We start from the raw sequence: 19,434 nt of genomic DNA on the forward strand, positions 1-19,434 counted from the left end.
CCAATCCGTTCCTACCCGATCGCACCGATCCCGCACAAGCCTGCGGACCGCAACGTCGTCGTGACATCGGTGAAATGTTCGGAGTAGTTGAAGGTGACATAAAAGGCTGACAGGTTGCCGCCACGACCGGGAGGACTCATGGGTCTCAGTCAGCCGACGGACGCCGAACTGGATGTGATGATCCGCGCGCGTCTTGCCTCGATCGGTATCGATCTCGATCAGTTGCCCACGGGCAGCGCGCCGGATCCGGACACCGGGAGTCCGGGCCTCGACTCGGTACTCGCGAGTCTCCGCGGGTTCATGCGGACGACAGTTCTGCCGTTGAGCGCTTACACGTTCGCGGCCGACGCCGCACTCGCCCAGCAGGTCGCGCCGCCGAAGCTGTACCCGTCGATCGACGTCGTTCGGGAGGACGCGCGATGAGCACACCGCAGGACGACCAGGTCGACCGGCGATCGTTCCTCTACCGAGCCGGCGCGCTGGCTGCCGCAGCAACCGTCGGCACCGTCGCGCTCCCGTCGATCGCGCACGCGGCACCGGCGACCACTGGTGCCGCAACGCTTGTCGATGTACCGGTTCGCCCGGTTGACGTGAGCGAGTTGACCGTCGCCGAGGCGGCCACGCTGATGCGCAAGGGCCAGCTGACGCCGGAACAGTTGCTGGAAGCATGCTTGGACCGGATCCAGCGGTTCGACTCGACGTACCAGGCGTTCAACCTGGTGCTCGCGGACGAGGCGCTCGCTCGAGCCAAGGCGCTCGGCCGCACTCGCGGCGGTGCGCTGCACGGCATCCCGCTGGCGATCAAGGACAACTACTACACGCGCGGCGTGACCACGACGGCGAACTCGTACCTGTTCGCGGACTTCGTCCCACCGTACGACGCGACCGCCGTCCGACGGTTGACCGCGGCCGGTGGCATCGTCCTGGGCAAGACCCAGATGGGGCCGTTGGCAACTACTCGCGCGACCACGCCGGACGGGCGGATCACCACGGTGAACGCCTGGACCCCGGCCGATCCGGGCACGGATCCCGGCGGTTCGTCGTCCGGGTCCGCGACCGCGGTGGCGTCCCGGATGGCGCTGTCGGCGGTGGGAACGCAGACCGGCGGCTCGATCACCGCGCCGTCGAACGCCCAGAACCTGACCGGGCTGAAGCCGACGATGGGCCGGGTCTCGTTGCACGGCATCGTGCCGCTGAGCTACACCCGCGACCATCCCGGTCCGCTGGCGCGCGACGCGATGGACGCCGCGATCATGCTGACCACGATGGCCGGCGAGGACCCGGAAGACCCCAGAACACAAGGGCTTCCGCCGGTGCCGGACCTGGTGGCCGCGGCGACGCCGGTCGTGCGCGGCCGGGGTGTCCGGGCCCGCTGGCGGACCCGGATCGGTGTCATCCCCGGCTTCACCAGCGGTACGTCGGAGACCGCGGTGGCGCGCACGACGGCCCTCGGCGTACTCGCGGGAATTGAAGGCCTCTCGGTCGTCGATGTGACCATGCCGGCCGAGTGGGACCTGCTCACGAACGCGGCCTTCAACAACGTGCGGCTGCCGGAGCGGAGCGAGCCGTTCCTCCCGATGCTGCGGTCGGACCTGCGCGGCTTCGGCGTCTCGTTGACGGGCTGGCTGCAAGGCGCCTTGCTCGGGGCCAACGAGTACCTGATCGGTCAGCGCGCCAAGATGCTGCTGCTCGAACGAGTCCTCGAGGACCTCTTCGCCCAGTGCGACGTCGTCGTCCAGACCTCACCGACTCCGTTCGACGCATTGGGCCTGCCCGAGCTCGCACTGCCGATCGGCTTCACGGCCGCCGGCCTGCCGATCGGCACCATCCTCGGTGGCAAGCCGTTCGGTGAGGACCGCCTCCTCGCCGTTGCGGCCGCCTACCAGGCTGTCACCGACTGGCATCACCGCCGCCCCGCGGATCCCGTCGCACCGGCGGCGAAGCTGCGGACCACCGCCGACCGTGGCCGCATCCTCGCCCACGAGGTCCCCGATCTCATGCAGTGACCCAGGTGCGCCTAGCGGGCGAACGGGTTCTCGTCCGCCTGGAGCGCTGGGAGGAGGGAGCTCGCCAGTTTGCTGTACAGGTGTCGCTGGAACATCGGGCCGAAGCTGATCCTGGCGACGCCGCGGGCGGTGTAGTCGGCGAGTGAGTGCGCACCCTGGCCGTAGGCGACGTTGACGGGGCCGGGGATCTCCTTGACCAGGATGCCGACGACGTCGAGGTCGCCGACCGCGATCGGGTAGACGCAGTCGGCGCCCGCGGCGAGGTAGCGTGCGCCGCGGTCGATCGACGTACGAAGCTGGTCCTCGGGCGAGCCCGCGTTGCGGATGAACGCGTCGGTGCGGGCGTTGATCACCAGCTCGGTTCCGGCCGCGGCGCGGATCGCGGCCAGGAAGTCCGCCTGTTCGGCCGGATCGATCATGTCGCCGCTGGCCGGGTCGGAGTCCTCGAGGTTGAGGCCGACGGCTCCGGTCGCGGTGAAACGCTCGACGAGTTCGGCCGGCGGGAGTCCGTAGCCCCGTTCGAAGTCGATGGTGACGGGGACGGAGACCGCGCGGACGATCCGCGCGGTCGCGGCCAGAACTTCGTCGACCGGCGCCTGCTCGCCGTCGTCGTACCCGAGGATCGTGGAGGTCGCGAAGCTGCTGGTCGCGACCGCGGGGAAGCCGGCCTGTTCGACCATCCGGGCCGAGGCCGCGTCCCAGGTGTTCGGCAGGACGAGAGGTGTGCCGGGCACGTGCAGCGCCCGGAGAGTGGTGGCGAGTGACATGATTTCTCCGTTACCGGGATTGGATCAGGGGGAGCCCGAACGCCGGGAACAGCGCGGGCTGGTGGAAGGCGAGAACGGCCGCGATACCGGCCTTCGTCACGGTCAGGACCTTGACGGAATGCGCGTGGTACAAGGCGTCCCCGCCGCGGATGTAGAGCGCGAACGCGGGCTGCCCGTTCGCCGAGGTCTCGACCAGCATCCGCCGGTCCGGACCCGGCCGCAGCTTCGAGTCCAGCAGCCGCAGTACGTCGCGACGCCCGCTGAACCAGGTCGGGATCGGTGGCATCTCCCACCGGGTGTCCTCGGTGAACAGGCCCTCCAGCGTGACCAGGTCCTTGCTCTCCATGGCCGCCGAGAACTGATCGAGCACGGCCCGGCGGAGCGGCTCGTCGGGCTCACTCAGGTCCTCCTCGCTCGGCCGGAGCCGGGCGAGCTCGGCGCGAGCCCGCTGCAGCGAGCTGTTCACCGCCGCGGTCGTGGTGTCGAGCAGTGTCGCGACGTCAGCCGCCGGCCAGGTCAGCACCTCACGCAGGATCAGTACGGCGCGCTGCCGTGGCGGAAGGTGCTGCATCGCGGCGACCATCGCCAGGCGCAGGCTCTGCCGGTCGCCGACCACGGTGGCCGGATCGGCGCCGAGCAGCTGGTCCGGGAACGGCTCCAGCCACGGCACCTCGAGCGCCTGCGGATGGAGCTCGTCCGGGTCGTTGCCGGGGGCACCGAGCGCGGACGGCACCACCCGGCGGCTGCTGTGCTGCAGGAGGTTGAGGCACACGTTGGTCGCGATCCGGTAGAGCCAGGTTCGGACGGTCGACCGGTGCTCGAAGTCCGCGTGTCCACGCCAGGCCCGCAGGTACGTCTCCTGCACCGCGTCCTCGGCGTCGTGCAGCGATCCGAGCATCCGGTAGCAGTGCGCGACCAGCGCGCCCCGATGCAGCGCGAACTCTTCCTCGAGGTTCATCGCACTCCCTCCACCGCCTTGGTGACCACCAGCTCGTCGGTACGGCGCCGGGCGGCGATACCGAGGCCCGACAGTGCCCCGAGCAACGACAGTACGCCGCACCCCGCAAGGGCTCTCGTGAAGCCGTGGCCGGCGTACCCACCGGCGGATGCGAACACCGATCCCAGGACGGCGACCCCGGCGACGCCGCCGAGCTGACGGGTCATGCTGTAGACGCCGGAGGCGATCCCCACGGCATCCCGGGGCAGTGCTCCGACGCCGGCGCTCTGCGCGGCCGGCATCGCCAGCGAGATCCCGCAGCCCGTGATCACGAGCGGCAGCACGAGGTCGGCGTACTGGGTGGTGCCGCGGCTGACCCAGAACATGCCGGCCGTCTGGAGCACCATCCCGATCACCACCACCGGACGCTCGCCGACCCGGTCGATCAGCCGGCCGGAGATCGGGGCGACGACGAAGAGCGTGGCCGTCCACGGCAGCAGCTGCAGACCGGCCTTCAGCGGCGCCGACCCGAAGACCACCTGCATGTACTGGGACAGGAAGAAGACAGCGCTGAAGAGTGCGGCGCTGAGGAAGAAGCCGGCCGCGTTGGCCGCCGTGAAGGTCCGGTTGCGGAAGAACGCCAGCGGGATCATCGGCGCGGCCGCTCGTGCCTCCCGGACTCCGAACGCGGCGAGCAGGACGACACCTGCCGCGAACGAGCCGAGCACCTCGGCGCTCGACCAGCCGGCGGTCTCACCGTGCACGACTCCCCAGACCAGACCGAGTACGGCGAGACTGATCAGAACCGCGCCGGCCAGGTCGAGGCGGCGTACCGGACCTGTGCTCTCCGGGATCTTCCGCAGTACCAGGACGATCGCGGCCACGCCGATCGGCACGTTGATCCAGAAGATCCACTGCCAGGACAGTCCTTCGGTCACCGCACCGCCGATCATCGGCCCACCCAGCACCGCTAGGCCGGTCACGGCGCTGAAGGCACCCGTCGCCCAGCCACGCCGCTCGGGCGGGAACGCCGCACCCAGCAGACCCATCGCCAGCGGCATCACCACCGCCGCCCCGACGCCTTGCACGGCTCGCGCCGCGATCAGCCAGGGCAGCGAGGTGGCCAGCGCACAGATGACCGACGCCGCGGTGAACAGCGCCAGGCCACCAGCGTACGTCCGCCGCCGTCCCCACCGGTCGCCGATCGCCGCGGCGGTCATCATCAGCATCGCGAAACTCAGCGCGTACGCGTTCACCGTCCACTCGAGCTGCTCGGCCGACGCGCCGAGATCGGCCCGGATGGTGGTCAGCGCCGCCGCGACCACCAGCACATCCAGTGCCACCATGACCGACCCGATCGAGGCCAGCCCCAGAACCCATCGTTGTTCACTTGTCGTCCGCACACGGTCCTCCAGGAAACTTTGCTGTCACCTGTACAGACCGGCGCCGACCCCCCGACTCATCGCCGCGATGAGTCCCTTTCTACGCCTCGGCGGCTAGGGCCAGAGGGAGATCAGGACTTTGCCGGACGCGTTGGAGTCGGTGGCGGTGGTGAAGGCTTCGATGGCTTGCGCGGCTGGGTACTCGTGGGTGATGACCTGCTCGAGCCGTGGATCGGCGTTCAGGAGCTCGATCGCCTGGTCGATCTCGTCGTTGAAGCGGAGGGTGCCGCGGAGCTGGAGCTCGCGGTTGACCAAGGGGGAGAGGTTCACGCCGCGCGGCTCGTTGGCCGGGATGCCGACGAGGACTACGATCCCGGCCCGGCGGGCCGCCTCGAGGGCGGCGCTGATCGCCACCGGGACCGCGGTGCACTCCAGGACGACATCGAAGTACGCCGAGGGGATCTCGTCCGTCCCGACCTGGATGGTGCGGTGGACCCCGAGCTCCCGGGCCCGCCGCAGCGGACCCGGGAGGACGTCGGTCGACACCACTTCGGTCGCGCCCCCGGACAGTGCGGCGGCCGCGGTGAGCAGCCCGATCGCACCCGAGCCGGAGACGAGCACTCGCCGGCCTTTGACACCACCCGCGATGTGGAGCGCGTGCAGGGCGACAGCCAGCGGTTCGGCCAGGGCCGCGCGGCGCAGCGGCAGCGTCGGGGGCAGGGTGCGGATCATGTGCCTGCCCACGGTGACGAACTCGCTCATCCCGCCCTGGGTGTGCGGCCAGGTGGACGCGCTGCCCAGGTAGGCGCCGGCCGGCCAGAGGTGCGGGCGATCCTCGATCCCCGGCTCCGGCGTACCGAACGTCGCCGGATGGATGGTCACCGGCGTCCCGGGGGCGAGCTCGCCGGACGGGTCGAGGTCGACCGTGCCCGACAGTTCGTGCCCGGGGACCAGCGGCTCGCGGACGACGTACGAGCCGTTGGCGCCGTCGTGGTAGTAGTGCAGGTCCGAACCGCAGATCCCGCCGTACACCATCCGCAGCCGGACCTCGCCCGGTGCCGGAACCGGAGTGGGGAGCTCGGTCTCGACGAGGTCGAGCTTGCCCTGGATGACGATCGCCTTCATGGTTCTCCTCGCTCAGGCGGGACTCGGTGCCGGGGTGCGGTCGGTGGCATTCTCCGGCGCGAGCAGGTCGCGGTCCCGGGTCTCCGGCGCGAACAGGCCGGCGCCGAAGGTGACCGCCATCGCGACGGTCATGTAGACCGCCACCGGGACCCAGGAGTCGAAGGCACCCATCAGCGCGACCGCGATCAGCGGCGCGAAGCCACCACCCAGGACGGCGGCGAACTCACGGCCCAGTGTGACACCGGCGTACCGGTAGCGGCTGCCGAACAGCTCCGGGAAGAAGCTCATCGTCACCGCCACGCCGCCCTGGCAGGCGAACACGAAGCCGACGATCATGGCCAGGTAGATGACCGTGAGATTACCGGTGCTCAGGGCAACGAACGTCGGGAACGGCAGGAGCAGCAGCAAGCCGGTGATACCGAGGAACACGGGACGCCGTCCGTACAAGTCGGACAGGTAGCCGAGCACGATCGCGCCGATACCACCGAAGATCGCTCCCACCAGCAGGATCTCCGGCACGGTCTGCGCGTCGATCTTCACCGTGCCCTTGAGGTAGGACGCCATGAACACCTGGTAGGTGTAGGACTGCACGCTCAGCCCGACCGTCATCAAGGTGACCAGGGCAACGGCCTTCTTGCCGTTCCGGAAGACCTCGCGTACGGGCGCCTTGGCGGCCGCGCGCTCGGCCTTGATCTCGGCGAACACCGGCGTCTCCTTCAGCTTCCGCCGCAGGATGTACGCCGCGATCGTGACGAAGGCACTGCTCAGGAAGACCAGCCGCCAGCCCCACGACATCAGCTGCTCGTCCGGGAGCAGCTGGACCAGGGCCCAGGCACCGGCTCCCAGCGCCGTCCCCGCGGCTGCTCCGGTCATGATCAACGCCGCCAGCCGGCCACGCTTGCCGCGGGCGGCCGTCTCGGTCAGCAGGGTCGCGCCGCCGGACTGCTCGGCGCCCGCGCCGAAGCCCTGCAGGAAGCGGCTCAGCACGAGCAGGATCGGTGCCCAGACGCCCACCGACTCGTACGTCGGCAGCACGCCGATGGCCATCGTGGCCACGCCCATCAGGGTCAAGGTGGCCACCAGGATCCACTTGCGCCCGAGGCGATCGCCGTACCGTGAGAAGAAGAAGCCGCCGAGCGGGCGGGCGCAGAAGCCGACCGCGTAGGCGCTGAAGCTGGCGAGCAGGCCGGCCGTCGCCGAGATGTTCGGGAAGAACAGGTGGCTGAAGACCAGCGCCGACGCGGTCCCGTAGATGACGAAGTCGTACTGCTCGAGGGCGGTGCCGATCAGGCCGGCGAGCGCGGCCCGGCGGACCTCCGCCCGGGAGGGCTCGGCGACGTCGTCGCTGGTGGTGGTCGATGGCGGGGACGAGGTGATCGATTCCATGGCGGATCCTTCGGGGACGTCAGGCCGCGGGCGATGCCTGCGGCTGGGACGATCGGGAGCGCGCGGCCAGCCGGGCCGCGGCGCGGACGCCGTCACGGGTGATGACGGCGACGTACTCGGCGACGCGCCGGGCGAAGTCGTTGTGCTCGGCAAGTTCGGTGGCGAACACCTGGCCGAAGACCGCCCGGACCAGATCCTCGGTACTGCGGGCTCGGGCCGCGAGCGCCCCGAGCCGCTCGCGAGCCGGATCGGCCATCGCCCGCGCCTGCGGGCCGGGGTCGAAACCCGGCAGCGGTACGACGCAACACAGCCAGGCGGCCAGGGTGAGCGCGAGGTGCTCCGGCATCACGCCCTGACGCAGCAACTGCAGCGCCGGCTCGGGGACGCGCTGCGGCAGCTTGACCGATCCGTCCGTGCCGACCTGCTGCGTCCGGTGTCCGAGGGCGTCGTTGGACCAGCGGTCGAACAGTGACGCGATGTAGGCCTTCACATCGAAGCCACGCGGCAGTGTGACGGTCGGCAGATACTCGTCCTCGAGGACGGCGCGCGCGGCCGACTCGATGAAGTCGACGGCCCGCGCCTCGGGGATGGTCGCGTGACCGTCGAGGGCGCCGAGGTACGCGATCAGCGAGTGGGTGCCGTTCAGCAGCCGCAGCTTGATCAGCTCGTACGCCTCGACCTCGTCGGTGAAGACCGCGCCGGCCCGTTCCCAGGCCGGTCGTCCGGCGGCGAACCGGTCCTCGAGCACCCACATCGTGAACGGCTCGGCCGGGACCGGGCTGCGATCGTGGACGCCGAGCAGTACGCCGGCCGCCGTACGGTCGGCCTCCGTGGTGGCCGGGACGATGCGGTCGACCATCGAGTTCGGGAAGGCAACGTTCTCGTCGACCCAGTCGATCGCGCTCGATCCGGAGGCCTGGAGAAAGTCCAGGACCAGGCCGCGGGTCTGGGTGCCGTTCGACTGCATGTTGTCGCAGTTGAGCACTGTGATCGGGGCGCCGTGCGTCAAAGCCCTTTGTTCCAAGGACCGCGCGAGCTGGCCGATGACGGTGTGCGGGGTCCTGCCGCCGAGGTCGGCGGCGATGCCTTCGTCGTTCAGAGCGAGGCGGTGGGAGCTCGGGTCCATGCTGTAGCCGTGCTCGGTCACAGTCAGGCTGACAATGCGTGTCCGGGCAGCGGTGATGGCGTCGAGGACTGCCGCGGGGTTGTCGGCGGCAACAATCGCGCCGGTGTGGACGCCGGGGACGCTGATGGACGAGCCCTCGGGCGACAACTCCAGCACCGAGTAGAGACCGTCCTGGGCGTTCATCGCGTCGGCGACGGCGGCCGAGCGGCTCGCGACGCCGAGGATGCCCCAGCCGTCGTCGGCCCGAGCGGTGTAGACGGCCTGGTGGGCTCTGTGAAAGTTGCCCAGGCCGAGGTGGACGATCCCCGGGACGGCCGGCGCGCGGCCGGCCGTCAATAGGTGCCGGGGCACCGAATGGCGGGAAAGCGACGGCATCGGCGTCACCAGTCCGTCATCGTGCCGTCGAGGCGGCGTGCGACGGGCAGATAGGCGGGTTCGTACGGGAACTTCGTGGCCAGCTCCTCGTCGAGCTCGACGCCCAGCCCGGGAGCCTCGCCGGGGTGCAGGTGACCGTCGTCGAACGACCACGCGTGCGGGAACACCTCGTGCGCGATCGGGTCGTAGCCCATGTACTCCTGGATCGCGAAGTTGTGCGTCGACAGGCCGAGATGCACGCTCGCGCCGAACGAGACCGGCGAGACATCGGACGGGCCGTGCGGTGCGGCGCGGACCTGGTAGAGCTCGGCCAGGGCGAAGATCCTGCGCAGGTGGCTGATCCCGCCGGCATGCGCGACCGCGACCCGGATGTAGTCGATCAGTTGCTCGGTGATCAGGTCCTTGCAGTCGTGGATCGTGTTGAACACCTCGCCGATCGCCAGCGGGGTGGTCGTGTGCCGGCGGACCAGGCGCAAGGCCTCCTGGTTCTCCGCCGGGGTGACGTCCTCGAGCCAGAACAGGTCCGCGGGTTCGAGCGCCTTGCCGAGCCGCGCGGCCTGCTGCGGCGTGAGCCGGTGATGAGCGTCGTGCAGCAGAGCCAACTCCGGGCCGACGTGTTCCCGAACAGCAGTCAGTACGGCGGGGGCGTGGCGCAAGTACGCGTCCGTGTCCCAGGTCTCCACTACCGGCGCGGCGCCACGCTTCGCCGGCTCGTACCCGGTCGCCTCACGATGCACGCCGTACACGGTCTCGAGGCCTGGTACGCCCGACTGCGCGCGGACGGCCCGGAATCCGTCCGCGCGGCGGGCGTCGATCGCGTCGAGCAGTTCCGGAAGCTCCCAGGCCGAGGCGTGCGTGTACGCGAGGACCCGGTCGCGGACGGCGCCGCCGACCAGTTGGTACACCGGCATGCCGGCGGCCTTCCCCTTGATGTCCCACAGCGCGAGGTCGACCGCACTGATGGCGGCCATCGTGATCGGCCCGCGACGCCAGTACGCCCCGCGGTAGAGGAACTGCCAGGTGTCCTCGATGCGGGCCGGGTCGGTGCCGATCAGCAGCGGGGTGACGTGGTCGCGCAGGTAGCTCGCGGCGGCGAGCTCGCGGCCGTTCACGGTGGCGTCGCCGTACCCGACCAGGCCTTCGGCCGTTCGCAGCTTGAGGGTGACGTAGTTCCGGCCGGGGCTGGTCAGGATCACCTCGGCGGTGACGATGCGGTCGCTCATGGCGGTAACCCTTCAGGGACGGACGACGTTGCGCAGATCGTTGCCCTCGGCAAGGGCGTGGAGATTCGCGGCGATGTCGTGGATGCGGCCGCGGAACGTCTGCCGGGTGATCCCGGACAGGTGCGGCGTGAGCAGGACGTTCTCGAGGTCGCCGAACGGTGCGTCGGCCGGCTTGCCGTGGTTGCCTTCGGCCGGGTACGAGTACCAGACGTCCAGGGCGGCGCCCCGGATCGTGTGGTCGCGCAGAGCGTCGTACAGCGCCTGCTCCTGGACGAGCGGGCCGCGGGCCACGTTCACCAGTACGCCGTTTCGCCCGAGTCGCTCGAGCTCGGGGGCACCGATGATGCCGCGGGTGGTCTCGGTGAGTGGCGCGGAGACGACGAGTGCGTCGGACTCGTCCAGCAGGCGGGGGAGCTGGGCCGTGTCACGAACCCAGTCGAGGCCTTCCGCCTCGGTCCTGCCGCTCGCCGTCACCGCTCGGGCCCGCGCACCGAAGGCCTGCAGCACACGCCAGGTGGCGCGGCCGATGTGGCCGAATCCGACGAACCCGACGTTCGCGCTCTGCAGAGTCTGCGGCTGCTCGATCGAGGGTTCGTAGACGGGTGAGCGCCACCGCCCCTGGCGGAGGGCGGCGTCGGCCTGGGGGAGCTCGCGGCGCAGGGCGATCAAGGCCCAGACGACGTACTCCGCGATCGAGTCCTCGTGGTGGTAGGTGTTCGCGACCGGAACTCCGGTCGCCTCGATCCGGTCGGTCCCGGCGCCCGCGACCTGGACGAGCCGGAGGCCGGGCGCGGCGTCCGCCATCGCCTGTGTGAAGGCCGGGCCGACCAGGACGTCCGCGGTGGCGAGCACGTCGAGGACGTCGCTCGGCAGCCAGACCGCCTCGGTGCCGGCGGGGACCAGCGTCTCGAACTCGGCGCGCAGGGGGAGCAGGTTCGGGTCGGTGATGACGACTCTCATGCGTCGTTCCGTTCCCGGCGGGCGGGGGTCCAGCCGGCCACCGGGCCGGTGCTCTGGCGGACGACCAGCTGGGTCGGCAGGGTGACCGTGCGCGGTTCCGCCGGTGGTTGCCCGGGCTCGGCGCTGAGCTGCTGGTGCAGCATGTCGACGCTCATCACGCCGGCCCGCGACATCGGCACCTGGATGCTCGTCAGCGTCGGCCGGCCGACCTGCGCGAGCGGCGTGTCGTCGATGCCGATCACGCTCAGGTCGCCGGGCACCTCGACACCGAGGGTGGCTGCGCCGGCGATGATGCCGAGCGCCATCAGGTCGTTGTGGGCGATCACCGCGGTGGCACCGGACGCGACGACGCTGGCCGCCGCGGCCTGGCCGCCGGCCACGGTCTCGGCCTGCCAGCCGAGCACCGAGAGCTCGATGTCGGCCTGGTCGGCCAGTTGCTGGATCGCTGCGACCCTGGTCTGGTTCGACCAGGACAGCGGCGAGCCCTGGGCGTAGGCGACGTGCTCGTGGCCGAGGACGCGCAGATACTCCAGCGCCTGCCGCAGGCCGTCGACCGAGTCCGGTACGACGCTGTTCGTCTCGTCGCTCGTCCGGTTCACCAGGACGAGCGGGGTGTCACCGCACAGCTCGACGATGTCGTGCGCGGGCAGGCGGGGTGAGCAGACGACGAACCCGTCGACCCGCTCGTGCAGCTCGCCGATGATCTCCCGCTCGCGGTCCGGGCTGCCGTCGGTGTCGGTCAGCACGACGGTCTGGCGACGGTTCCAGCCGTGCGCCTGGGCGGCCTTGACGAAGCTCGCCCACACCGGGTTGCCGATGTCCGGGACGATCATCGCGACCGTGGCCGAGCGGGTCGGCAGGCTCGCGGCCCGGGAGCGGCGGCCGGCCGAGGCGACGTACCCGATCTCCTCGGCGGCGGTGATGATCCGGCGCAGGGTGTCCCGGCCGATCCGGTCGGGGTCGCTGAACGCCCGCGAGGCGGTCGACAACGACACACCCGCGCGCTGCGCGACGTCCGTCAGGGTGGGGTTCACAGATCGCTCCCGAGGTTGCTCCAAGGTTTCGGCAAGATTGCGGCAACTTGCGCAAACTTGTCAAGACCTCGGAACGCACGGGACCCGGGCGAGGTGACCCAGCGGGGGTCAGCGCTCGGGGCGGGACTCGATCTGGATCAGGGTCTGCTGCCCGGTGGCGACATGGCTGCGGTCGGCGCCGTGGACCGCGTAGACCTCGAGGTTGCAGACGGTCAGGGTGCGGCCGGCCTTCAGCACCGTCCCGACCGCTTCCAGGTGATCGCCCTCGGCCGGCGCGAGCAGGTTGATCTTGTACTCGACCGTGAGCACGGAACTCTCCGGCCGGAACACCGTGAACGCGGCGTACCCGCCGGCGCTGTCCGCGATCGCGCTGGTCGCCCCCGCGTGGAAGTAGCCGTGCTGCTGGGTGACCTCGGGACGGCTCGGCAGGACGATGTGCACCCGGCCCGGCCCGATGTGTGAGAGGCGTGCGCCGAGGTGCTGCATCAGCCCCTGCCGCTCGAAGCTCGCCCTGACCCTGGTCTGAACCTCGGCCGATGCCTCTTCCATGCGGGCGACAGTACTCGCGGTCAGGTCACGGGGAGGGTGGCTGCGGTGGGGAGGGTGGGCGTGGCGGAGCCGCCGCGGGGTTCGACGGTGAGGCCGAAGGCGACCATGCCGGTGACGGAGCCGTTGAGGACCTGGGTGAGGTCGCCCGAGGCCAGGCCGACGGAGTGGGCGGTCTTGTCCGGGTCGATCATCCATAGCTGCCAGGTGCGGTCGCTCGGCAACTCCGGGAGATCCTTGAGTACGACGACTGCCGCGTCGGCGCTCGCGGACGTCACGAGGGTGGCCTGGCCTCCGCCCTTGACCGGACCGTGGACCGTGCGGGCGTCGGGCTGCGAGAGGACGGCGGCCATCCGCTCGTTGGCCTGCACCGCGGCGATCTTGTCGCGGTACTGGTCGATCGCGATCCCACCGGTGCCGGCGACCGCGAGTGCGGCCGCGGCCAGCGCCAGGACCGATCGCCGGGTGTAGCGGCGGCGGGCCGGTGGTGGCTCGGCGGCCGTCTCCCCGGGGACCAGCGGCGGGAGCTGGCGGACGTGGTCGATCGCGGCGAGCACGTTCGCCTTGAGGGCGGGCGGCGGCGGGGTCGAGACCTGGGTGGCGAGTCTGACCGCGGCCTCGCGCAGCTCGGCGACCTCGGTGGTGCAGAAGGTGCACTCGGCGAGATGTGTCTCGAAGCGGTCGCGTTCGTCGATCGGCAGCGCGTCGAGGACGTACGGGCCGGTGAGCGTGTGCACGTCGGGTTCTGTCATGGCGTCCGCCCCCCGTGGGTGGTTCCTAGGCAGTCGCGGAGACGGATCAGCCCGTCGCGCATTCTCGCCTTGATGGTCGGCAGTTTGGCCCCGAGCCGCTGGGCGACCTCGGGGTAGGTGTAGCCGTTGTAGTAGGCCAGCTCGATCGACTCGCGCTGGAGCTCGGTCAGCGAACCGAGGCAGCGCCGTACCTGTTCCGCCTCGAGCCGGGTGGTCACGGTGTCGGAGACCTGGTCGAAGTCGACCTCGGCGGACCGGACCCCGGCGAGCTCGGTGCGATCGGCCGCGGCCTGTTCGGAGCGGACCCGGTCGACCGCCCGCCGATGGGCAATGGTGAGGATCCACGAGTGGGCCGAGCCGCGCTCGGGGTCGAACCTCGTCGCGGTCCGCCAGACGTCGATCATCACTTCCTGGGTCACCTCCTCGGACTGGGCCGGGTTGCGCAGGATCCGTCGGACCAGGCCGAACACCCAGGGGGTGACCCGGTCGTAGAGCGCGCTGAAGGCGGCGACGTCACCGCCGGCGGTCAGCGCCAGCAGGTCGCCGTCCGTGATCTCACCGGGTCGCTGGTGCGACCCGGCCGGCCAGGGTAGCGGGGTGCGTTCGTTCACGGTCAGTTCGCAGGTGGCATCAGGGCAGAGTCGATCAAGTACACCGTAGCGTTGGCGGTCATGGCGTGACCTCTTCCTGACGGGGTTGCTGACACCTGTCGTTCGGAGCCGCGCCGGGGGCGGATGGGCTTCCGTTGAGTGGAATTTCCGGGTCTCCGCCGGGCGGTCCGGCTCCTAGCCTGGGCAGGTGACAGCAGAGCTCACCAGCCAGCGCGTCATCAGCGACGAGATTGAGAAGATCCACGCGGACACCCGTCCCGGCGACGGGCAGCCGCGGCTCGACTTCCCGCCGTACCGGAGCACCTTGCTGCGGCATCCGACCAAGGAGCTGCGGCACGCCGACCCAGAGGGCGCGGAGCTGGTCGCGCCGGTGTTCGGGCACTCCGACGTCGGTGTCCTGGAGTCGGATCTGACCCTGCAGCGCGACGGCGAGCCGATCGGCGAACGCATTCTGGTGCGTGGCCGGCTCGTCGACGGCGAGGGCCGCGCGATCCGGCGGCAACTGGTGGAGATCTGGCAGGCGAACGCCGCGGGCCGGTACGTGCACAAGGGCGACCAGCACCCGGCGCCGGTGGACCCGAACTTCACCGGAGTCGGCCGGTGCCTCACCGACGACGACGGCTGGTATTCGTTCACCACGATCAAGCCCGGACCGTACCCGTGGCGGAACCACCGCAACGCCTGGCGCCCGGCGCACATCCACTTCTCGCTGTTCGGCACCGACTTCACCCAGCGCCTCGTCACCCAGATGTACTTCCCCGGTGACCCGCTGTTCGCCCTCGATCCGATCTACCAGTCGATCACCGATCCCCGCGATCGCGAGCGGCTGGTGGCGACGTACGACCACAGCCTGTCCGAACACGAACGGCTGCTCGGCTACCGCTGGGACATCGTCCTGACCGGCGGCCACGCGACCCTGATGGAGCGCGCGGATGACTGACCTCGCGCCCACCCCCGGCCAGACGGTCGGCCCCTTCTTCCACTACGCCCTGCCGTACCCGGGCGATCGGGAGCTGGTACGCCGGGGGACACCGGGCTCAGTGTGGTTGCACGGCTACGTGTACGACGGGGACGGCAACGGCATGCCCGACGCGCTGCTGGAGATCCGCCAGGCCGACGCTGCCGGCGTGGTCCCGGCGATCGAGGGATCGATGCGGCGGGACAGCACTCGCTTCACGGGATGGGGCCGCAGCAACACGGACCCGACCGGTCACTACTGGTTCAGCACGGTCGAGCCGGCGCCGGTGGAGCCGGGGGCGGCGGCGTTCTTCGCGGTCACGTTCTTCGCCCGGGGGTTGCTGAACCGGCTGTTCACAAGGATCTATCTCCCGGGGTCGAGTGATGGGTTGTTGGCCGGGTTGGCCGAGGACGAGCGATCGACCCTGATCGCCGTACGGGAAGAGGACGGGAGTCTGCGCTTCGACGTACACCTGCAGGGGCCGCGTGAGACGGTGTTTCTGAGGTATTCGTGATGGCGTCGCTGCTCGAGCCGGGCTCACACCGCGCTGCCGGCGTGGTGGACGATGACGCGCTGGTGGAGGCGCTCGTTCGGGTCGAGGCGGCGTGGCTGCGGGTGCTCGGCCTTCCGGACGAGCTGAAGGCGGTCGAGCCGGCGGCCGCCGAGGTCGAGGCGGCCGGGAATCCTGTGCTGCCGTTGGTGAAGTCGCTGCAGGTCGAGGGGGTGCACCGCGGTCTGACCAGTCAGGACGTGCTCGACACGGCGCTGATGCTGCTGGCGCGGGACGCTGCGGCGCGCGTTGCCGGAGACCTTGATCGGGTGGCGGAATCCCTTGCTGGGTTGGCTTCTGAGCACCGGGAGTCGGTGATGGCCGGGCGGACGTTGACGCAGTACGCCGTGCCGGTGACCTTCGGGCTCAAGGCGGCGCAGTGGCTGACCGGCGTGCTCGATGCTCGCGATGGCCTGCGGGCACTCACGTTCCCGGTGCAGTGCGGGGGCGCGGCCGGGACGCTGGCATTCGTGGGTGAGCTGCTGCCTGATCCGATCGCGGCCGTACAAGCGTTGGCCGCGGAGCTGGATCTGGTTGCGCCGGAGCTGAGTTGGCACACGCGTCGTACGCCGGTCACGCGGTTGGGGGACGCGCTCGTGGAGACGTGTGATGCGCTCGGGCATGTCGCGGGGGATGTGCTGGTGCTCGGGCGGCCTGAGATCGGCGAGGTGCGGGACACGTCGGCCGGTGGGTCGTCGACGATGCCGCACAAGAAGAATCCGGTGCTGAGCGTCCTAGTCCGGAGTGCGGCGTTGCAGGCGCCGCAGTTGGGTGCGCAGCTGCATCTGTGTGCGGCTGAGAGCCAGGACGAACGGTCGCCGGGCGCCTGGCACGCCGAGTGGCCGGCCATCCGGCGGTTGCTCGAGCTGACGCTCACGGCTTCGAGCCAGGCTGCTGATCTGGTCAACGGTCTCGAGGTGAACCCGGAGGTGATGCGTCGTCGGGTGGAGTCGGCGGCAGGTGACTTGGTGAGTGAGCGAGGTGCCCCCGGCGACCCGGCGTCGTACCTGGGTGCGACTGATTCCCTGATCGATCTCGCGCTCGCCCGATGGAGGAAGTCATGAGCTACGACGACGGCATGGCGGTGCGGCGGGAAGTGCTCGGTGAGGCTCACGTGGATCGAGCGGGAAGCGAGTTCAGCAAGGACTTCCAGGCGTTCATCACGCGCTACGCGTGGGGCGAGATCTGGACGCGGCCCGGGCTGGATCGCCGGGCCCGCAGCATGATCACGCTGACCGCTCTCATCGCCAACGGCCATTGGTCCGAGCTCGAGCTCCACCTGCGCGCGGCACTCCGCAACGGTCTGACGCGGGCGGAGATCGCGGAGGTGATCCTGCAGACCGCGGTGTACTGCGGTGTCCCGGCCGCCAACCACGCCTTCGCGGTGGCGGGCGCCGTACTGAAGGATCCCGAGTGACGCGCCGCGTGGGTCGGACGACGGTCGGCATCGTCGGCGGTGGTCCGGCCGGCCTGATGCTCTCGCACCTGCTCCACGTCGCCGGCATCGAGTCGGTGGTGATCGAGATTCGCGGCCGCGCGGAGATCGAGCGGACGCACCGGGCCGGCATCCTCGAGCGCGACAGCGTCCGGCTGCTGGTGGATTCGGGCGTCTCGGACCGCGTGCTGCGGGAGGGCCACGAGCACCCGGGGATCGACCTGCGCTTCGGCGGGGTCAGTCACCGGATCGACTTCCAGGGACTCGTCGGCGCGTCGACCTGGCTGTATCCGCAGACCGATGTCTTCCTCGACCTCGCCGCCGCCCGCGAGCGCGACGGTGGCGACGTCAGGTACGGCGTTGTCGACACGCAGATTGTCGACATGACGACGGACCGGCCGGGGATGCTGTTCACCGACGCGGACGGAGTCGAGCACGAGATCCGGTGCGATCTCCTGGTGGGTGCCGATGGTTCGCGGAGCATGACCCGGTCCGCGGTGGCCGGCCGGCAGGAGTACTTCCGGCAGTATCCGTTCGCGTGGTTCGGCATCCTGTGTGAGGCGCCGCCGAGTAACGACGTCCTGATCTACACCCGCTCCGACCGTGGCTTCGCGCTGATCAGCCAGCGCACCGAATCCGTGCAGCGGATGTACTTCCAGTGCTCGCCGGAGGAGTCCGTCGACGACTGGTCGGAGGACCGGATCTGGTCCGAGCTCCAGGCCCGGCTGGCCGGCGCGGACGGCTTCGCACTGCGGGAGGGCCGCATCTTCAGCAAGACCGTCCTGCCGTTCCGCTCGTACGTCTGCGAGCCGATCCGCCACGGCAACCTGTTCCTGGCCGGCGATGCCGCGCACACCGTGCCACCGACCGGCGCCAAGGGGCTCAACCTCGCGCTCGCCGACGTACGTGTCCTCGCCGAGGTGCTGGAGCGCGCCGTACTGAAGAACGACCGGCCGGCCCTCGACACCTACACGTCGCGGGCGCTGTCGCGGGTGTGGAAGGCGCAGTACTTCTCCGCCTGGCTGACCATGCTGCTCCACACCGTGCCCGACGCCGCGGACTTCGACGTACGCCGCCAACTGGCCGAGCTGTCCGCCGTCGTCGACTCCGCCCACGGCGCGGCCTTCCTCGCCGAGTCCTACACCGGCTGGCCGACCTGATCAGACGTTTCCACGTGTATCGCGGGCTGTGAAGCTGGTACGCCTGGGCGGGTTCGGGAGAGGTGCTCCTCTCGGGCTCGCCCGGTTCAGGTCAAGCCATCCGGGCGAGGGCGGCCTCGGTGAGTTCGTACCGCAAGGCCGAGCCGGTGGCGTAGCGCTCGATCTCGGCGGCGACGATCTCGCCCATCTCGAGGTAGCACTCGACCGTGCCGGCGGCGCGATGCGGGGTGAGCAGGACGTTGGGCAGTCCGCGGAGCGGACTGTCGGTCGGCAGGGGCTCCTCGTCGAAGACATCCAAGGCGGCGTCGATCCGGCCGGTGCGCAGCTCGGTGAGCAACGCGTCGGAGTCGACCAGCCAGGAGCGTGCGGTGTTGACGATAGCCGAGCCCTCGGGCATCAGCGCCAGCTCGCGGGCACCGATCAGCTCGCGTGTCTCCGGCAGGGTCGGCGCGTGCAGGGCCACCACCCGGCTGGTCCGGAGCAGCTCGTCCAGGTCGAGCCGTCGTACGCCGAGCTCTGCCGCGCGCTCGTCGGTCAGATAGGGGTCGTGGATGACGACCTCGGCACCGAGGGCGACGAGCATCGCGATGTACTCGACGCCGGTCCGGGAGGCGCCGACCACGCCGATCCGGGAGCCGCTGATGCCGTGCTGAGCGGGCGCCGCGATCGCTTCCTGCCAGGTCGCTCCGCGGTGCAGCGCGTGGTCGTACCGATGGATCCGATGCAGCATCGTCAGCGTGAACGCCAACGACACCTCGGCCACCGGACGCGCCATCGCCTGTCCGGCCTGAGTGATCCGGAGGCCGCGGCGGAACACCTCGTCGGTGACGAAATGCTTGACCGACGAGGCACTGTGCGCGATCAGCCGCAGCCGGTCCGCGCGATCCAGCACCTCCGCGGTCAGCGGCGCCGCACCCCACGAGGTGACGAGTACGTCGGAACCCGGCAGAGCGGTCATGAGCGCATCGGCGTCCGTCGGATCATCGAGGACGACGAGTTCCCCGAGAGCCTCGAGCCGCGCCACACTCGCGGCGGAGAACACCATCTTCCGGAACGAGGGCGTAGCCACCAGCAACGTGCGGATCTTCTGGGTCACGGAAG

21 protein-coding genes are annotated in these 19,434 nt (G+C 70.3%); 7 read left to right on the forward strand and 14 right to left on the reverse strand.

The features are described 5' to 3' along the window. Nucleotides 1–11 precede the first annotated feature (11 nt). Nucleotides 12–140, reverse strand: coding sequence for a hypothetical protein (locus tag ACZ6O0_RS35770; protein ID WP_465769474.1), 129 nt, complete (start codon nt 138–140; stop codon nt 12–14). On the opposite strand from ACZ6O0_RS35770, the gene ACZ6O0_RS35775 reads away from it, so the two are divergent. Both ACZ6O0_RS35775 and ACZ6O0_RS35780 read left to right on the forward strand, forming a co-directional pair. Then, nucleotides 139–423 carry a hypothetical protein gene (locus ACZ6O0_RS35775; RefSeq protein ID WP_465769475.1) on the forward strand — a complete coding sequence of 95 codons (285 nt, stop codon included), beginning with the start codon at nt 139–141 and terminating at the stop codon, nt 421–423. The two genes, ACZ6O0_RS35770 and ACZ6O0_RS35775, sit on opposite strands and share 2 nt — an antisense overlap. Beyond that, on the forward strand, nt 420–2,006 hold the full coding sequence (locus ACZ6O0_RS35780) for an amidase (protein WP_465769476.1): 1,587 nt from the start codon (nt 420–422) through the stop codon (nt 2,004–2,006). The genes ACZ6O0_RS35775 and ACZ6O0_RS35780 overlap by 4 nt, the downstream gene beginning before the upstream one ends. A gap of 11 nt (nt 2,007–2,017) precedes the next feature. Here ACZ6O0_RS35780 and ACZ6O0_RS35785 read toward each other — a convergent pair whose 3' ends face one another. The 12 genes from ACZ6O0_RS35785 to ACZ6O0_RS35840 form a co-directional block, all read right to left on the reverse strand. Beyond that, nucleotides 2,018–2,773 (reverse strand): isocitrate lyase/PEP mutase family protein, encoded by a 756-nt coding sequence (locus ACZ6O0_RS35785; protein ID WP_465769477.1) that lies wholly within the window; start codon nt 2,771–2,773, stop codon nt 2,018–2,020. Nucleotides 2,774–2,783: 10 nt separating this feature from the next. Further along, nucleotides 2,784–3,731 carry a sigma-70 family RNA polymerase sigma factor gene (locus ACZ6O0_RS35790; protein WP_465769478.1) on the reverse strand — a complete coding sequence of 316 codons (948 nt, stop codon included), beginning with the start codon at nt 3,729–3,731 and terminating at the stop codon, nt 2,784–2,786. Then, nucleotides 3,728–5,113 (reverse strand): DHA2 family efflux MFS transporter permease subunit, encoded by a 1,386-nt coding sequence (locus tag ACZ6O0_RS35795; RefSeq protein ID WP_465769479.1) that lies wholly within the window; start codon nt 5,111–5,113, stop codon nt 3,728–3,730. The genes ACZ6O0_RS35790 and ACZ6O0_RS35795 overlap by 4 nt, the downstream gene beginning before the upstream one ends. 93 nt (nt 5,114–5,206) lie before the next feature. Next, nucleotides 5,207–6,217: an L-idonate 5-dehydrogenase gene (locus ACZ6O0_RS35800; RefSeq protein WP_465769480.1), complete on the reverse strand. Its 1,011-nt coding sequence runs from the start codon at nt 6,215–6,217 to the stop codon at nt 5,207–5,209. Between the two features lie 12 nt (nt 6,218–6,229). After that, entirely contained in the window at nt 6,230–7,603 is a 1,374-nt protein-coding gene (locus tag ACZ6O0_RS35805) for an MFS transporter (protein ID WP_465769481.1), read from the reverse strand. Between the two features lie 19 nt (nt 7,604–7,622). After that, nucleotides 7,623–9,104: a mannitol dehydrogenase family protein gene (locus ACZ6O0_RS35810; protein WP_465769482.1), complete on the reverse strand. Its 1,482-nt coding sequence runs from the start codon at nt 9,102–9,104 to the stop codon at nt 7,623–7,625. A 5-nt stretch (nt 9,105–9,109) separates the two neighbouring features. Continuing rightward, a complete protein-coding gene (gene manD, locus ACZ6O0_RS35815; RefSeq protein WP_465769483.1) occupies nt 9,110–10,327 on the reverse strand; it encodes a D-mannonate dehydratase ManD in 1,218 nt (405 codons plus the stop codon). Nucleotides 10,328–10,339: 12 nt separating this feature from the next. Beyond that, on the reverse strand, nt 10,340–11,287 hold the full coding sequence (locus ACZ6O0_RS35820; RefSeq protein ID WP_465769484.1) for a 2-hydroxyacid dehydrogenase: 948 nt from the start codon (nt 11,285–11,287) through the stop codon (nt 10,340–10,342). After that, entirely contained in the window at nt 11,284–12,321 is a 1,038-nt protein-coding gene (locus ACZ6O0_RS35825) for a LacI family DNA-binding transcriptional regulator (RefSeq protein ID WP_465769485.1), read from the reverse strand. Before ACZ6O0_RS35825 ends, ACZ6O0_RS35820 begins: the two co-directional genes overlap by 4 nt. Nucleotides 12,322–12,429: 108 nt before the next feature. Further along, a complete protein-coding gene (locus tag ACZ6O0_RS35830) occupies nt 12,430–12,870 on the reverse strand; it encodes a PaaI family thioesterase (protein WP_465769486.1) in 441 nt (146 codons plus the stop codon). A 20-nt stretch (nt 12,871–12,890) separates the two neighbouring features. After that, complete coding sequence (locus tag ACZ6O0_RS35835) at nt 12,891–13,619, reverse strand: anti-sigma factor (protein ID WP_465769487.1); 729 nt, start codon at nt 13,617–13,619, stop codon at nt 12,891–12,893. Beyond that, the gene (locus tag ACZ6O0_RS35840; protein ID WP_465769488.1) at nt 13,616–14,230 is read right to left on the reverse strand and encodes a sigma-70 family RNA polymerase sigma factor; all 615 of its coding nucleotides are present in this window, start codon (nt 14,228–14,230) and stop codon (nt 13,616–13,618) included. The genes ACZ6O0_RS35835 and ACZ6O0_RS35840 overlap by 4 nt, the downstream gene beginning before the upstream one ends. 187 nt (nt 14,231–14,417) lie before the next feature. Between ACZ6O0_RS35840 and pcaH the strand changes: the two genes are divergently transcribed. Genes pcaH through ACZ6O0_RS35865 form a run of 5 tightly spaced genes read left to right on the forward strand, consistent with a single transcriptional unit; the run spans nt 14,418 to nt 18,333 of the window. Next, nucleotides 14,418–15,170 (forward strand): protocatechuate 3,4-dioxygenase subunit beta, encoded by a 753-nt coding sequence (gene pcaH / locus ACZ6O0_RS35845; protein ID WP_465769489.1) that lies wholly within the window; start codon nt 14,418–14,420, stop codon nt 15,168–15,170. Further along, nucleotides 15,163–15,702: a protocatechuate 3,4-dioxygenase subunit alpha gene (gene pcaG / locus ACZ6O0_RS35850; RefSeq protein WP_465769490.1), complete on the forward strand. Its 540-nt coding sequence runs from the start codon at nt 15,163–15,165 to the stop codon at nt 15,700–15,702. Before pcaH ends, pcaG begins: the two co-directional genes overlap by 8 nt. Continuing rightward, nucleotides 15,702–16,802, forward strand: coding sequence for a lyase family protein (locus tag ACZ6O0_RS35855; RefSeq protein WP_465769491.1), 1,101 nt, complete (start codon nt 15,702–15,704; stop codon nt 16,800–16,802). The genes pcaG and ACZ6O0_RS35855 overlap by 1 nt, the downstream gene beginning before the upstream one ends. Continuing rightward, a complete protein-coding gene (pcaC, locus tag ACZ6O0_RS35860; protein WP_465769492.1) occupies nt 16,799–17,155 on the forward strand; it encodes a 4-carboxymuconolactone decarboxylase in 357 nt (118 codons plus the stop codon). The genes ACZ6O0_RS35855 and pcaC overlap by 4 nt, the downstream gene beginning before the upstream one ends. After that, the gene (locus tag ACZ6O0_RS35865; protein WP_465769493.1) at nt 17,152–18,333 is read left to right on the forward strand and encodes a 4-hydroxybenzoate 3-monooxygenase; all 1,182 of its coding nucleotides are present in this window, start codon (nt 17,152–17,154) and stop codon (nt 18,331–18,333) included. Before pcaC ends, ACZ6O0_RS35865 begins: the two co-directional genes overlap by 4 nt. Before the next feature lie 91 nt (nt 18,334–18,424). On the opposite strand, the gene ACZ6O0_RS35870 is transcribed toward ACZ6O0_RS35865, so the two are convergent. Continuing rightward, the gene (locus tag ACZ6O0_RS35870; protein WP_465769494.1) at nt 18,425–19,429 is read right to left on the reverse strand and encodes a hydroxyacid dehydrogenase; all 1,005 of its coding nucleotides are present in this window, start codon (nt 19,427–19,429) and stop codon (nt 18,425–18,427) included. Between the last annotated feature and the right edge of the window lie 5 nt (nt 19,430–19,434).

The organism is Kribbella sp. NPDC048837 (assembly GCF_055586945.1).

Bases quoted from the DNA above. Each gene is read 5' to 3' on its own strand.
- ACZ6O0_RS35775 (WP_465769475.1), top strand. From the start codon at position 139: ATGGGTCTCAGTCAGCCGACGGACGCCGAACTGGATGTGATGATCCGC.
- ACZ6O0_RS35770 (WP_465769474.1), bottom strand. From the start codon at position 140: ATGAGTCCTCCCGGTCGTGGCGGCAACCTGTCAGCCTTTTATGTCACC.
- ACZ6O0_RS35780 (WP_465769476.1), top strand. From the start codon at position 420: ATGAGCACACCGCAGGACGACCAGGTCGACCGGCGATCGTTCCTCTAC.
- ACZ6O0_RS35785 (WP_465769477.1), bottom strand. From the start codon at position 2,773: ATGTCACTCGCCACCACTCTCCGGGCGCTGCACGTGCCCGGCACACCT.
- ACZ6O0_RS35790 (WP_465769478.1), bottom strand. From the start codon at position 3,731: ATGAACCTCGAGGAAGAGTTCGCGCTGCATCGGGGCGCGCTGGTCGCG.
- ACZ6O0_RS35800 (WP_465769480.1), bottom strand. From the start codon at position 6,217: ATGAAGGCGATCGTCATCCAGGGCAAGCTCGACCTCGTCGAGACCGAG.
- ACZ6O0_RS35805 (WP_465769481.1), bottom strand. From the start codon at position 7,603: ATGGAATCGATCACCTCGTCCCCGCCATCGACCACCACCAGCGACGAC.
- ACZ6O0_RS35810 (WP_465769482.1), bottom strand. From the start codon at position 9,104: ATGCCGTCGCTTTCCCGCCATTCGGTGCCCCGGCACCTATTGACGGCC.
- manD (WP_465769483.1), bottom strand. From the start codon at position 10,327: ATGAGCGACCGCATCGTCACCGCCGAGGTGATCCTGACCAGCCCCGGC.
- ACZ6O0_RS35820 (WP_465769484.1), bottom strand. From the start codon at position 11,287: ATGAGAGTCGTCATCACCGACCCGAACCTGCTCCCCCTGCGCGCCGAG.
- ACZ6O0_RS35830 (WP_465769486.1), bottom strand. From the start codon at position 12,870: ATGGAAGAGGCATCGGCCGAGGTTCAGACCAGGGTCAGGGCGAGCTTC.
- ACZ6O0_RS35835 (WP_465769487.1), bottom strand. From the start codon at position 13,619: ATGACAGAACCCGACGTGCACACGCTCACCGGCCCGTACGTCCTCGAC.
- pcaG (WP_465769490.1), top strand. From the start codon at position 15,163: ATGACTGACCTCGCGCCCACCCCCGGCCAGACGGTCGGCCCCTTCTTC.
- ACZ6O0_RS35855 (WP_465769491.1), top strand. From the start codon at position 15,702: ATGGCGTCGCTGCTCGAGCCGGGCTCACACCGCGCTGCCGGCGTGGTG.
- pcaC (WP_465769492.1), top strand. From the start codon at position 16,799: ATGAGCTACGACGACGGCATGGCGGTGCGGCGGGAAGTGCTCGGTGAG.